Annotated in this window: 11 protein-coding genes; 4 read left to right on the top strand and 7 right to left on the bottom strand. The window is 69.8% G+C overall.

Annotated features, from left to right (window positions below; all coding sequences use genetic code 11):
* Positions 1–169: 169 nt before the first annotated feature.
* Positions 170–769, bottom strand: a complete 600-nt coding sequence (locus AB0M02_RS25685; protein ID WP_364230849.1) for a DUF2510 domain-containing protein — start codon at positions 767–769, stop codon at positions 170–172.
* 83 nt (positions 770–852) lie between these two features.
* Positions 853–2,337, bottom strand: a complete 1,485-nt coding sequence (locus AB0M02_RS25690; protein WP_364230851.1) for a M28 family metallopeptidase — start codon at positions 2,335–2,337, stop codon at positions 853–855.
* A 245-nt stretch (positions 2,338–2,582) separates the two neighbouring features.
* Between AB0M02_RS25690 and AB0M02_RS25695 the strand changes: the two genes are divergently transcribed.
* Positions 2,583–4,184, top strand: a complete 1,602-nt coding sequence (locus AB0M02_RS25695) for an alpha/beta hydrolase (protein ID WP_364230854.1) — start codon at positions 2,583–2,585, stop codon at positions 4,182–4,184.
* Between the two features lie 45 nt (positions 4,185–4,229).
* Here AB0M02_RS25695 and AB0M02_RS25700 read toward each other — a convergent pair whose 3' ends face one another.
* The 4 genes from AB0M02_RS25700 to AB0M02_RS25715 are packed head-to-tail and all read right to left on the bottom strand — an operon-like array spanning position 4,230 to position 7,557.
* Positions 4,230–5,003 carry an ABC transporter ATP-binding protein gene (locus tag AB0M02_RS25700; protein ID WP_364230857.1) on the bottom strand — a complete coding sequence of 258 codons (774 nt, stop codon included), beginning with the start codon at positions 5,001–5,003 and terminating at the stop codon, positions 4,230–4,232.
* A 9-nt stretch (positions 5,004–5,012) separates the two neighbouring features.
* Positions 5,013–5,795, bottom strand: a complete 783-nt coding sequence (locus tag AB0M02_RS25705) for an ABC transporter permease (RefSeq protein ID WP_364230859.1) — start codon at positions 5,793–5,795, stop codon at positions 5,013–5,015.
* Positions 5,792–6,595 carry an ABC transporter permease gene (locus tag AB0M02_RS25710; RefSeq protein WP_364230861.1) on the bottom strand — a complete coding sequence of 268 codons (804 nt, stop codon included), beginning with the start codon at positions 6,593–6,595 and terminating at the stop codon, positions 5,792–5,794. Before AB0M02_RS25710 ends, AB0M02_RS25705 begins: the two co-directional genes overlap by 4 nt.
* A complete protein-coding gene (locus tag AB0M02_RS25715) occupies positions 6,592–7,557 on the bottom strand; it encodes an ABC transporter substrate-binding protein (protein ID WP_364230864.1) in 966 nt (321 codons plus the stop codon). The genes AB0M02_RS25710 and AB0M02_RS25715 overlap by 4 nt, the downstream gene beginning before the upstream one ends.
* Positions 7,558–7,657: 100 nt before the next feature.
* Between AB0M02_RS25715 and AB0M02_RS25720 the strand changes: the two genes are divergently transcribed.
* Together AB0M02_RS25720 and AB0M02_RS25725 are read left to right on the top strand one after the other, a co-directional pair.
* Positions 7,658–8,443: an IclR family transcriptional regulator C-terminal domain-containing protein gene (locus AB0M02_RS25720; protein WP_364230867.1), complete on the top strand. Its 786-nt coding sequence runs from the start codon at positions 7,658–7,660 to the stop codon at positions 8,441–8,443.
* A gap of 4 nt (positions 8,444–8,447) precedes the next feature.
* Complete coding sequence (locus AB0M02_RS25725) at positions 8,448–9,752, top strand: WD40 repeat domain-containing protein (RefSeq protein ID WP_364230868.1); 1,305 nt, start codon at positions 8,448–8,450, stop codon at positions 9,750–9,752.
* A 7-nt stretch (positions 9,753–9,759) separates the two neighbouring features.
* On the opposite strand, the gene AB0M02_RS25730 is transcribed toward AB0M02_RS25725, so the two are convergent.
* The gene (locus AB0M02_RS25730) at positions 9,760–11,208 is read right to left on the bottom strand and encodes a GGDEF domain-containing protein (protein WP_364230870.1); all 1,449 of its coding nucleotides are present in this window, start codon (positions 11,206–11,208) and stop codon (positions 9,760–9,762) included.
* A gap of 119 nt (positions 11,209–11,327) precedes the next feature.
* Between AB0M02_RS25730 and AB0M02_RS25735 the strand changes: the two genes are divergently transcribed.
* A complete protein-coding gene (locus AB0M02_RS25735) occupies positions 11,328–13,508 on the top strand; it encodes a bifunctional diguanylate cyclase/phosphodiesterase (protein WP_364230873.1) in 2,181 nt (726 codons plus the stop codon).
* Positions 13,509–13,517 lie beyond the last annotated feature (9 nt).

The following is a 13,517-nucleotide window of genomic DNA, read 5'->3' on the forward strand; positions in this document are numbered from 1 at the left end:
GTTCGGCCCCGATAGCGACCACAACTCCACACACGCGGGTCGCCGAGCGATTGCGTGTGGAGTTCGGCCCCGATAGCGACCACAACTCCACACACGCGGGTCGCCGAGCGATTGCGTGTGGAGTTCGGCCCCGATAGCGACCACAACTCCACACACGGGTTCTTTTTTTTTAGAGCAGCATGACGACGGCGGCGGCGATGGCGGCCTGGGTCAGGATGCCGGTGGCGCCGAGGGCGGCCGCGAGGGTGCCGTCGCGGCGTTCGGGGGAGCCCGGCGCGGACGATTTGATCTCGCGCAGGCCCATCAGGATGGCGTAGAGCGAGCAGAGCAGCAGCGGGTTGATCAGCAGGCTGACCGCACCGACGATGACGGCGCGCTTCTGCGGCCGGGTAGCGGCGGGGGAGACCGGGATCGGCGCGGGGGAGGCGTACCCCAGCTGCTCGGAGACCGAGTCGACCGGCTGGGTGAGAAAGGCCGTGCTCGGGGAATAGGCCGGTTGGGCGGCACCCTCGGCGACAGCCGCGGGCGGCGCCGTCGGCGCGTACATGTCATCGGTTGGCAGCACCGGCGTGTGCGGGCCCGGGCTCGGGTCGCCGACCGGTTTGGTGGCGGGGCCGCCACGCCAGCCCGCGGAGATCGTGGTCGGTGGTACGGCCGGAGCGCCCGGCTGCACGTGCGAGGTCCACTCCCGGCCGTCCCACCAGCGGAGTGCGGGCAGGCCGCTGGGGTCGGCGTACCATCCGGCGGGCACCGCGGAAGGACTGGTCATGAGCTTCCGATCGGCGGCGCCGATGCCGGTCTGAGAAATTCCGGCGGGCCACAGCCGGGTGGCCGTGGCCCGCCGTCGCGCGATCAGGCGCGGGTGATCTTCAGGTTGTCGACAGCGGCCTCGACCAGCGAGGCGGTGCCGGCGTCCGCGGCCTCCACCTGGATCCGGATGGTCTGACCGGCGTACGAGGACAGGTTGGCGGTCGTCGCCGTCCACGCGGCCGCCTTGTTCGCCGCCGCCGCGGTCTGCGAGAGGACCGTGGTCGTGGTCGAGCCGGACACCACCCGCACCCGCAGATAGTCGGCGGAGGTGGCGTTGTTCAGGTACGCCAGGTACCAGGACAGGCTCAGCGTCAGCGTGCCGGTCGGCAGCGTGATCGACGGGGAGAGCAGCGTGGTGACGCCGCCGTCCAGGTCGTTCGCGCCGGCGCTGGCGCCCGCTGCCGCGCCGGTGACCAGGGCGAAGCTGCCGCTCGCCGCCGCGTCGAGCTGGGTGGCGACCCCGGAGCTGCTGGTCGCGGCCGGGTTGCCGCGCTCGAACCGGCCCGCGGTGGCGGTGTCCGTGGTGAGCGCGGTCCAGGTGGTCGCGGTCTCCAGGTCGTCGGCCCAGACGGTGGTCCCGGGCGGCGGCTCGGTGCCGCCTTCGTCGGCCAAGGTCCAGACCGTGTACGCGATGGCGTCCGAGTTCCGGTTCAGCGCGGTGTCGTTGATGTTCGACGTGGTGTCGCACGACGCGTGGTAGCAGGGGTCGAACCGGCCGGTCGTGCCGCCCCAGAGCGAGACCTGCGCCGACGTCTTGCTCTGCTCCGCGCCGGTGAAGATGCCGCCGGCCGGAATGCCGTTCGCGATGAACGGGCCGTAGTCGCTGCGCCCGTCGAAGTCGGTGCCCCGGGTCGGCACGCTGATCGAGGTGAAGTAGTCGGCCAGAGTCTGCTCGATCTGCGCCGATCCGGCCGGGCCGGGGCCGGAGCCGGTGCCGTCGGAGTTGTCACCGTCGTAGAGGAAGTAGCCCGGGTTCGGCGACCCGATCATGTCGAAGTTCAGGTAGGCGCCGATCGCCGACCGCTGTGCCGAGGTCAGCGAGTTCACGTACGCCGTCGAACCGCGCAGTCCCAGCTCCTCCGCGCCCCACCAGGCGAACCGCAGGTGCCGCTGCGGCTGGAAGCCGGTACGCGCGACCTGCAGCGCCACCTCGAGGATGCCCGCCGACCCCGACCCGTTGTCGTTGATGCCCGGACCCGCGGTGACGCTGTCCAGGTGCCCGCCGATCATCAGCGTGTCGCTGGTGTCCCCGCCCGGCCAGTCCGCGATCAGGTTGTAACCGGTGGCGCCGTTGTACGTGAACGACTGCTGGGTGGTGGTGAAGCCCGCGGAGTCCAGCAGGTTCTTCACGTAGGTGACCGAGGCCAGATAGCCGGGCCGGCCGTGCGCCCGGTTGCCGCCGTTGGCGGTGGCGATGCTCTGGAACTGGGTCAGGTGGGCCTTCACGTTGGCCAGGGCGATGTCGGGTGGCGCGACGGCCGCCTGTGCCGGTGTGGCCGAGGCGAGGCCGGCGACCAACGCCGCCACGCCTAACAGAGAGACTGCTCGCACGGGTTTCCTCCGCGGGCTCGGGAACGGGCCGGCGCAGGGGTGGAGCGCCGGCATCCGCCCGAGCATCGCATCGCACGCAGGTCGATCCGTCATATCAATCGATACCTATCGCCTTATCGAAATTGCGACCCGGCGTCCCGTCAAATAAATGTCGGACCGTAGAGGCGCATCTCCATCAACTGATGTTTAAGCTGCGATGGTCCGACGACGGAAGGCAGAGGATGCGAAAAATCCTGGCGGCCACCATCGCCGCTTCCGTGGGCCTCCTGCTCGGTGCCGGAGTGATCCCGGCAGCGGCGCAGGCGCACGGAAATGCGGCAAATGGTTACACGCCACCACCCATCGACTGGGGTACCTGTACCCGGCCGAGCCTCGCGGCTCGTAATGCCGAGTGCGGTTTCCTGGTCGTACCCCTGGACTACGCGAAGCCCAGGGGCACCAAGATCAAAGTTGCGGTGTCCCGGATCAAGCACAAGTCCAGCGACGCCCAGGCACAGGGCGTCATGCTCGTCAACCCGGGCGGCCCCGGCGGCTCCGGGCTCGGTCTCGCCACGCTAGGTGAGGCGATTCCGAACGGCGCCGGCGACTACTACGACTGGATCGGCTTCGACCCGCGTGGCGTCGGCTCCAGCGTCCCGGCGCTGACCTGCGACGCCGGTTACACCGGCTACAACCGGCCGTTCTACGTCCCGGTCACCAGGTCGCTCGAGAAGACCTGGCTGGCAAAATCAAAGGGGTACGCGGAGGACTGCGACGCGGCCGGCGGCGCGCTCCTGGACCACCTGCGGACGACCGACACGATCGCCGACATGGAGAGCCTTCGGAAGGCCCTCGGCCAGTCGAAGATCAACTTCTACGGCTTCTCGTACGGGACGTACCTCGGGCAGGTCTACGCCACCCTGCACCCCGACCGTGTCCGCCGGTTCGTCCTCGACGGCGTGGTCAACCCGGAGCGGGTCTGGTACGACGCGAACCTCGACCAGGACATCCAGTTCGACAAGAACATGGACGTCTACTTCGCCTGGCTCGCCAAGTACGACTCGGTCTACCACCTGGGCACCTCCGCCAAGGTGGTGAAGCAGAAGTACTACGCGACGCTGTACTCGCTGATCAAGGCGCCCGCCGCCGGCAAGATCGGCCCGGACGAGTGGAACGACATCTTCGTCTCGGCCGGCTATTACGTCTACGGCTGGGAGACCGTCGGCGAGGCGTTCTCCGCGTGGGTCAACGACAAGGACCCGGCACTGCTGCTCGACCTGTTCGGCGAGCCCGGTGCCCCCGGCGCGGACAACGGCTACGCGGTCTACCTGGGTGTCCAGTGCACCGACGTGCAGTGGCCGGCGAAGTGGTCGACCTGGCAGCGGGACAACTGGCGGATCCACGCCAAGTACCCGTTCATCACCTGGAACAACGCGTGGTTCAACGCGCCGTGCCTGTTCTGGGGAGCCAAGGCGGGCAAGCCCGTCGAGGTGAACGGCAAGAAGGCCCCGGAGATCCTGATGATCGCCGAGACCAACGACGCCGCCACGCCGTACACGGGTGCGCTCGAGGTGCGTAAGCGGTTCCCGAAGTCGGTGCTGATCGAGGGGGTCGGCGGTACCACGCACTCCGGCTCGCTGAGCGGCATCGCGTGCACCGACGACAAGATCGCTGCTTACCTGGCCACCGGCGAGCTGCCGGACCGGGTGCGCGGCAACCGTTCCGACGTGCAGTGCGACCCGGTTCCGCAGCCGGACCCGACGGCGGTTTCGCTGCTGTCGAAGTCGGGCGGTGCGGCCGACGACGCCAAGGCGCAGGTCCGCGAGGCCATCACCAAGCGCTAGTTCGGTATACAAGGGCGGCCCGGGGTCCGACCCCGGGCCGCCCTGCTATGCCGCGTTCTTCTTGGCCAGCTGGATCTGTTCGTAGACCCGGGTCCGCATCTCGATGAACTTCGGATCGGCCCGGGTGTGCAGCTGGTCGCGCTGCTGCGGCAGATCGATGATCAGCTCGTCCTGCACCACGGTCGGCGAGGACGAGAGCATCACCACCCGCTCACCGAGGTACACCGACTCGTCGATGTCGTGGGTGACGAACAGGATGGTCACGTTCAGCCGCTTCCACAGCCGCCGGACCAGGTCCTCCAGGTCGGCGCGGGTCTGCGCGTCGACCGCCGCGAACGGTTCGTCCATGAGCAGCGTCTGCGGCTCGTACGCGACAGCCCGCGCGATCGCCACCCGCTGCTGCATGCCGCCGGAGAGCTGCCACGGGTACGCCGACTCGGTGCCGGTGAGCCCGACAGCGTCGAGGGCCTCGTCGACCAGCTCCCGGCGGCGGGCCTTCGCCACCTTCTTCTGCTTGAGCGGCAACTCCACGTTGTCGCGCACGCTCATCCAGGGGAACAGGCTGCGCCCGTACTCCTGGAACACCACCGCCATGCCCGGCGGCGGGCCGTCCACGGTCTTGCCGTTCACCCGCACGTCGCCGGCGGTGGGGCCGAGCAGGCCGGAGATGCAGCGCAGCAGCGTCGTCTTGCCGCAGCCGGACGGGCCGACCAGGCAGACCAGTTCGCCGTTCTCCACGGTGAAGGTGAGATCGCGGAGCGCCTCGACCTCCCGGCTTCCCGACCGGTAGACCTTCCGCAGGCCTTTTACTTCGAGCATCGTCGACTCCTAGCTTTGCCGCTGCGCCGCGCGCAGCCCCTCGTACCACCGCAGCGCCCGCCGCTCGGCGAGCCGGAACAGCAGCGACAGCACGAAGCCGAGCAGGCCGAGCAGGATGATCCCGCTCCACATCTCGGGGATCGCGAAGCTGCGCTGGAACTGGACGATGGTGAAGCCCAGACCGTTGCTGGCCGCGAACATCTCGCTGATCACCATCAGGATGATCGCGATGGACAGCGCCTGGCGCAGTCCGGCCGCGATCTGTGGTCCCGCCGACGGCAGGATCACCCGGCCGATCCGGGCCGGTCCGGTCACCCCGTACGCGCGGGCGGTGTCCAGCACGACGCTGTCCACGGCACGCACCCCCTCGACGGTGTTGAGGAGGATCGGCCAGATGCAGCCGAAGACGATGACGATGACCTTCATGCCGTCGCCGATGCCGGCGAACAGCATGATGACCGGGACCAGCACCGGCGGCGGGATGGCCCGGAAGAACTCCAGGACCGGTTCCACGGTCGCCCGCAGGTTCCGGTTCATGCCGATCGCCACGCCCATCGCGATGCCGATCACGGCCGCCAGGAAGTAGCCGACGGCCAGCCGCAGCAGGCTCGGCACCACGTCGGCGCCGATCCGGTCGGCGGTCCAGGTCTCGCCGAACGAGCTGAGGATGTCGCGCAGCGGGGGAGCGTAGAAACTCTCGCTGCTGTCGCTGAGCACGAACCAGCCGGCGAAGAGCACGATCGGCAGGCCGACCGCGAACGCCGTTCGTCTCGTGACGGAAAGGAGATTCATGCCGTCACCTCTCCCCGTACCGACTGGTGCCAGGCGAGCAGGCGGCGCTCGCCGGTACGAGCCAGCAGGTTGATGATGACGCCGAGCAGGCCGGTCACGACGATCAGGGCGTACATGGTGGGCACCGCCTCGGAGGCCTGCGCGACGGCGATCTCCTTGCCGAGGCCGGGAGCGCCGATCACCAGTTCGGCGCTGATCGCCAGGACCAGTGCGACCGAGGCGGCCAGGCGCACGCCGGTGAAGACGTACGGCAGGGCGGTCGGCCAGAGCACGTGCCGGATCCGGGCCCACGCGGAGAACCGGAAGCTGCGGGCGGTCTCGTACGCGACCGGGTCGACGTCGGCCACCCCGTACAGGACCTGGACGAGGACCTGCCAGAAGGCGGCGTAGCAGACCAGCATGAGGGTGGAGCCGATCTCGGTGCCGTACAGCAGGACGGCCAGCGGGATCAGGGCGACCGACGGGATCGGGCGCAGGAACTCCACCGTGGTGGCGGTCAGCTCCCGCAGCACCGGGACCGAGCCGATCACGACGCCCGCGAGGACGCCGGCGCCGACCGCGATGGCCAGCCCGAGCGCCCACGCGATCAGGGTGTCGCCGAGCGACGTCCAGAACGCCGGGTTGCCGGTCTCGTCGGCCAGGGCGGCGGCGATCCGGCTGGTGGGCGGCAGGTACCGGTCGTCGACCAGGCCGGAGCGTGGCAGCAGTTCGATGACGAGGAGCAACCCGGCCAGGCCGGCAGCGCCCAGAAGGACGGGGCTGCCGAACCGGGCCGGGTTGCCGCGGCGGAGCGATGTCACGGGAGCAGTTTCTCCAGGTCCGGGGTGCCCTCGAAGATGCCGTCGGTCTGGCCCAGCGTCTTGAGCTTCTCCACCGAGGCCTCGTTGATCTCGACGGGCCACTTCGGCAGGACCAGCTTGGCGCCGAGCGCGGCGTCGATCTTGGTGTAGGTGCTCAGCGCGGTGCGGACCTCTTCCGGGTGCGCGTCGGCGTACGTCAGCGACTCGTTGATCGCCTCGGTGAACCGCTTGACCAGGTCGGGGTCGTCGGCGATCAGCTTCTCGGAGGCGAAGTACGCCGCGACGGTCAGGTTCGGCGCGGCGTCGACGAAGGTGGAGGCCACCTCACGGCCGCCGGCCGCCTTGATCGCGGACAGCTGCGGCTCGACCACCCAGCTCGCGTCGACGTCGCCCTTCTCCAGGGCGGCCTGCATGTTCGGGAACGGCATCTCCACGAAGTTGACGTTCGAGCCGTCGCCGCCGGCCTTGCGGACCGACTCGCGGGTGACGGTGTCACCGATGTTCTTCAGCGTGTTCACCGAGACCTTCTTGCCGACCAGATCGGCAGCGGTCTTGATGGGGCTGTCCGCCTTGACCACCACGGCGCCGAAGTCCTTGCCCTGCTCGCCGGTGGAGGCGACGCCCGCCGCGACGGCCTTGATCGGCACGTTCTTGGTCTGGGCGATCATCAGCGAGGTGAAGTTGCTGAAGCCGAACTGGAACTGACCGCTGACCACACCCGGGACGATCGCCGCGCCACCCTGACCGGCTTCCATGGTCAGCTCGATGTTCCGGCTCTTGAAGAAGCCTTTCTGCTGACCCAGGTAGATCGGGGCGACGTCGACGATGGGGATGACGCCGACCTTCACGTTGTCCACACCACCGCCGGAATCACCCGAGTCACCGGAGTCGCTGTCGGTGCCGCAGGCCGCGAGGGAAGCGGCCAGCGCTGCCACCACGATCCCCGTGAGGAGACGCCGCATATCTGCTCCTTAAAATTCTGTGCGCTCTACGAACACGAGTTCTCAGAGAGAACGCTATGATGTGCCCCGTGTCACGTCAACGATTGCTTTCGATCATCTGATGCCGCGGGAACCGTACTACGTTCAGTCGCTCGAACGAGGGCTCGCAGTGATCCGTGCATTCGACGCACAACATCGCGAACTGACCCTCAGTGACGTCGCGCGAGCGTGCGGGCTGACCCGCGCGGCCGCGCGCCGATTTCTGCTGACTCTCACCGATCTGGGGTACGTGCGGACCGACGGCCGGCTGTTCTCCCTGGCACCGCGGGTGCTCGAGCTCGGCTACTCCTACCTGTCGAGCCTGTCGCTGCCCGAGGTCGCCGAACCACACCTGGAGCGGCTCGTCGCGCAGGTACGCGAGTCCTCCTCGATCGCCGTACTCGACGGTGACGACATCGTCTACGTCGCCCGTGTCCCGACAAGCAGGATCATGCGGGTCGCCATCAACGTCGGCACCCGTTTCCCGGCGTACGCGACATCCATGGGCCGGGTGCTGCTCGCCGCCCTGCCCGAACCGGAGCTCGAGGCCTATCTCACCCGCGCGAAGCTGGAGCCGCTGACCGATCGCACGATCTGCTCGCCGATCGCGCTGCGCGCCGAGCTCGACCGGGTACGGGTGCAGGGGCACTCGATCGTCGACCAGGAACTGGAGGAGGGCCTGCGGGCGCTCGCCGCACCGATCCGCGACCGCAGCGGTGCCGCGGCGGGTGCCGTCAACGTCTCGGTGCACGCGGCCCGCGCCACCGTCGACGAGATCCGCGAGCGGCTGCTCCCGCCGTTGCTGGCGGCCACCGCGGCGATCGAGGCGGATCTCCGGATCGCGAATCGCAACCCCACCGTAGCCTGAGGCCGTGCGCAAGCGGATCGCGGTGGCGGGCCTCGTCGTGGCCGTGCTGGCCCTTGCCGGGATCACCCGTCCGTGGCAGGGGCCGGAACCGGTCGGCGACGTGGTGCCGGGCGGTCTGACGCTGCCCTGGATGTGGCAGGCCACGGTCCGGATGGACCCGCCCGGCCAGGTGTCCGTGCTGGCCGGCGGCGACACGATCGGGTTCCAGGGCACCGACATCTTCGACTCGGAGGGCAAGGTCGCGGCGGTCGGGCGCGACGGGCGGTATCGCACGCTGCTCTACGCCGGTAAGAACAGCATCATCGCAGGCGAGGAGGTGCTGCTCTCGCCGGACGGCCGCCGGGTGGCGCAGGAGTTCCTGGAGGACTCGACCGCGAGCGGCACCGGGCTGGACATCGTCGACCTGAGCACCGGGCGCAGCACGCTCTACGGCGGCGGGCTGCCGGACGGCCGCTGCTGCATCCCGGTCGCGTGGGCGCCGGACGGCCGGTCCCTGCTGGTGGAGACGTATGACACGGCGCCGGCGGACAGCGTCGACCCGAAGATCCGGCTGGGCCTGCTCGACCTCGCGACCGACCGCGTCGTGACGTTCGGCGCGAGCCATCCCGCATGGGTGAACGTGCGGACGGCGTCGCGCGGGGCGTTCGCGCCGGACGGGCAGCGGATCGCGATCACCGAGGGGGACACGATCCGGCTCGTGGACCGCGCGGGCACGACTGTCTGGAGCACGAAGCTGCCGCCGAACCGCTATCTGGCCGGGGCCGGTGCGTTCAGCGCGGACGGTACCCGGATCGCGATCGCGGACCTCGACGGTTGCGTGCGGGACTGCGACTTCGCGGCGCTGGGGCGGCGGCGGTGGACGGTCAGCTACCTGGACGCGGCGACCGGTCAGCCGGCGGGCGGGCCGGGGCTGGCGGCGGTCACCGGGTCGGCGATCCGGGCGCTGGGCTGGAGTCAGGGCCGTGACCTGGTGATCCTGCGGTACTCGCCGGAGGAGGGTGCGGCACGCGAGCCGACGAACGGGTACTGGAACGACACGGGCTGGGAGGAGACCGGGCACGTCACGCTGATGGCGCTGGAGCCGGGCGGGGGCACGCGGACGCTGCTCGACCCGCCGGACGGGGTGCTGACCATGGACGTGGCCCGTGACCTGCTGGAGGCGGGGCGGTTCGGTGGGCCGGTGCCGCGGGCGGAGCCGTTCCCGGCGCGGGGGATCGTCGTGGTCGCGCTGATCCCGATCGGACTGGTCCTGCTGGTCGTGACCGGATTCGCCCTGTTGCTCATCCGCCGTCGTCGTCGCGTACCGTAAAGAAAAACTACGCAGCGTGCGTTGCCGCACCGTCGTGAGAGATCGCTGTGCCGGGCATCCGCTTGGCCGCGTACATCGCGGCGTCCGCCCTTCGCAGCAGATCGTCCGCGTCGCCGCAGGCTAGCCCGATGCTCGCCCGGATCTGGATCCGGTTACCGTGAGCGACTAAGGGCTCACGCCGCAGCGCCGTGGCGATGCGCTCGGCCACGCGGTTCGCCTCGTCGTGGTCCGCGTCGTCCAGGACCAGCACGAACTCGTCGCCACCGAGGCGGGCGGCGGTGTCACGGGGACGGACGTTGTCGCGCAGCACCGAAGCCACCGTGGTCAGCAGCAGATCACCGGTCTCGTGTCCGAAAGTGTCATTGACCTGCTTGAAGCCGTCCAGGTCGATCAGCGCGACGTGCGGGCGACCGGCGGCGAGCGCGTCGTCGAGACGGCGCTGGAAGAGAGCGCGGTTGGCCAGGCCGGTGAGCGCGTCGTGGCTGGCGGCGTGATCGACCTGGGCGAGCAGCCGGCTGTTGTCACGCAGCGCGGAGATCTGGCGGACGACCACGACGGCCGTGAGAGCGACCGCGCAGAACGCCATCACGACGATGTCGTCGCCGCGGGTGGAAGCCTCCCAGAGCAACAGCCCGTCGACCGCCGCGACAGCCGTGTAGGGCAGCAGGCTGTAGGGGCGGCGGAGCTTGCGGGCGGCCCGGTTGCGGATGCCGGCGGGCGCGCGCCACTGCGAGTACGCGGCGAGCGCGGCCAGGCAGAAGACCGCCGGCAGGTGCAGCTGATTGACGTAGAGGCGCTCGTCGTGGGCTGCCACCAGCGGCTGGAGCATGGGTGCCAGCGCGCCGATGAAGATCCCGGCGGCCAGGTAGCGCAGGCCGCGCTCGTCGATCGCGGAGTAGTCCGAAAGGATTACCTTGGCCAGCGCGAAAACAGCCAGGATGGCCAGCACGCAGAGGATCAGTGAGATGACCCCGGCGGTCGTCAGGCCCGCGGCGACGGCGCGGCGCGTGCCGAAGTGCCAGATGAAGACGGCGGCGGCCAGGGCGACGCTGCCGGCGTCGAGGATCACGCGGGCCACGTCGCCGCGCTTGTTGCCACCGACCGGCAGCCGGCTCAGCGCATGGCTGAGGCAGAGCATGCCGGCACCGTCGAGGGCGAGCATCCAGGGTCCGGTGTAGGAAGAGCGGGCGCCGGGGTGGAGAAGCACGTCGATCGCTTGCGCACTCTGACCGGCACCGATCAGCAAGGGTACGGGTGACACGTGCCGCCAGAACCGCTGCGTCGGCGCAGGCAGCTCCGGGTTCCGGGAGGTCTGCCAGAAGACGACCGCCACCACCGGCGCGATGACCGGGATGACGGCCCACAGGAGCCACGGCGGTCCGGCCGGATGCACCACGTTCACGGTGAACCAGGTGGTCGCGACGGCGAACAGCGCGATGCACACACGGGTCGGCACCCTGGCCTGTCGGGGTGTAATGCGCGGGATCACTCGGACACTTTCGGCCGGTCGCGCCGTTAGTTGAGCGCGGGTGCATCCTCAACTTCGCGGCGAATCGGCCGAAAAGACTGACTGTGATGGGTGCGCGCCGATGGCGGGTGTGGCTGGCCTGCGGGCTCGCCGCGTCACTGGGCTACACCCTGCTGCCGTACGGCTGGTTCGCCGTGGGCGTCGCCGCCGTCATCGCCACGGCCTCCTGCGTGATCATGGTGATTTCCGCGCGCTGGTACCTGTTTGCCGCGGGCGTCGTCTGCTGGATGCTGGGCGACCTGATCTACGCCTACTACGTGCTGGTGCGCGGGGAGGTGCCGTACCCCAACTGGGCGGACGTTCTCTACCTGGGCGCCTATCCGCTGCTGACGGTGGCGCTGTTCCTGCTGACCCGGCACCGAGGATCGATCCGCTCGGGCAACCTGATCGACTCGGCGATCATCGGTGTCGCGGTGGGCATCGTGTACTGGACGTTCCTGATCGAGCCGATCGTCACGAACGGGCAGGCGCCACTGCTCAGCCGGGTGGCGACGGCCGGATACCTCACGGTCGGCGTGCTGCTCTGCGCGGTGATCGTCCCGATCCTGCTGCGGCGCGGCCCGCGCTCGGTCAGCCTCTGGCTGCTGACCGCGGGCAGTTCCATCACGCTCGCCTGCAACGTCGCGTACACCCTGCTCCCCGAGGTGCAGGTGCTGGCGGGTCCGGTGCTCTACGCCGGGTACCTGTGCGCGTACACCCTCTGGGCCGCGGCCGCCGCGCACCCGTCGCCGACGGTCCCGGCCGCCGGTGACGGCGACAGCATGGGACGCCGCCGCCTGATCGTGCTGACCGCCACGATGCTGCTGGTGCCGGCCATCCTTCTGGTGCAGGGCGAGCGCAGCGGCGGCAGCCTGAGCTGGGCGGCCGTCGGTCTCGGCTCGATGGTGCTGTTCGTGCTCGTCGCCACCCGCATGTACGGCTACATCGCCCGCGTCGACAGCCAGGCCTCCCGGCTGCGCGAGCTGGCCATGTGCGACGACCTCACCGGCCTGCCCAACCGGCGCGACTTCGAACGGCTCTCCGAGGAGGCGGTGGCGTCCGGCTCCTGCCACCTCATCATGATCGACCTGGCCGGGTTCAAGCACATCAACGACCGCCTCGGCCGGGCCGTCGGCGACCAGACCCTGGTGGCGGTGGCCGTGAAGCTGCGCGAGTACGTCCGCGAGAGGGACGTGGTGGCCCGTATGGGCGCCGACGAGTTCGCCGTGCTGGTCTGCGACACGTTGCCGGGCGACGGCGACCGGGTCTCGGACCGCCTCCTCGAACTGCTGCGCCACCCGGTGCAGGCGGGGGAGCACGAACTGCTCCTGAACGCGCGGCTCGGCGTGGCGGAGGCGTCCGGTGACATCACGGCCGCCGAGCTGGTGCGGCGTGCGGACACCGCCCGGTACGCGGCCAAGGCGGCCGGCGGGCAGCTGGTGGCGTACAGCCCGGAACTCGACGAGCGGGCGGAGGCGGCCGAGCGGCTCGGCGCCGACCTGCGGCACAGTCTCGATGATGACGACTTTCGCGTGTTCTACCAGCCGATCATCGACCTGAACGACGGCCGGGTGGCGGCGGTCGAGGCGCTCGTCCGCTGGGAGCACCCGGTCCGCGGGCAGGTCAGCCCGGCGGCGTTCATCCCGGTCGCCGAGGACAACGGGCTGATCGTCGAGCTGGGCGAGTGGGTGATGCGGACCTCCTGCCGCCAGTTCGCCGTGTGGCGCCGTGAGCTGGGGCTGCACGCACCGCAGTACGTCAGCGTCAACGTCTCGGCACGACAGCTCGCCGAACCCGGCTTCCCCGACGTGGTGATCGGCATCCTGGCGAGCACCGGGGTGGACCCGCACGCGCTGCTCGTCGAGGTTACCGAGACGGCGCTGTTCGCGGGGCGCACCGCCGTCGACGCCGTGGAGACCCTGCACCGGGCCGGGATCCGGATCGCGCTGGACGATTTCGGCACCGGGCACTCGTCGCTGGGGTTGTTGCGTACCGTGCCGGTGGACGTGCTCAAGGTGGACAAATCGTTCGTCGACGAGATCACCCCGGACGGTTCGCGGGCGGTGATCGTGGATGCGCTGATCCACGTGAGCAGCGGGTTGGGGCTGCGGGCGGTCGCGGAGGGCGTGGAGACCGCGTTGCAGGCGGCATATCTCAAGGACCTGGGTTATCAGTACGCCCAGGGTTACCACTTCGGCCGCCCGGTGCCCGATCCCGATTTCACCCCGCGGTTGTTCGCTCCGGTCTGATCGAATGGC

Source organism: Actinoplanes sp. NPDC051861, assembly GCF_040681145.1.
GTDB lineage: Bacteria > Actinomycetota > Actinomycetes > Mycobacteriales > Micromonosporaceae > Actinoplanes.

Coding starts and splice junctions, on each gene's coding strand:
- AB0M02_RS25705 (WP_364230859.1), bottom strand. CDS start 5,795: ATGAATCTCCTTTCCGTCACGAGACGAACGGCGTTCGCGGTCGGCCTG.
- AB0M02_RS25695 (WP_364230854.1), top strand. CDS start 2,583: ATGCGAAAAATCCTGGCGGCCACCATCGCCGCTTCCGTGGGCCTCCTG.
- AB0M02_RS25715 (WP_364230864.1), bottom strand. CDS start 7,557: ATGCGGCGTCTCCTCACGGGGATCGTGGTGGCAGCGCTGGCCGCTTCC.
- AB0M02_RS25685 (WP_364230849.1), bottom strand. CDS start 769: ATGACCAGTCCTTCCGCGGTGCCCGCCGGATGGTACGCCGACCCCAGC.
- AB0M02_RS25735 (WP_364230873.1), top strand. CDS start 11,328: ATGGGTGCGCGCCGATGGCGGGTGTGGCTGGCCTGCGGGCTCGCCGCG.
- AB0M02_RS25700 (WP_364230857.1), bottom strand. CDS start 5,003: ATGCTCGAAGTAAAAGGCCTGCGGAAGGTCTACCGGTCGGGAAGCCGG.
- AB0M02_RS25720 (WP_364230867.1), top strand. CDS start 7,658: ATGCCGCGGGAACCGTACTACGTTCAGTCGCTCGAACGAGGGCTCGCA.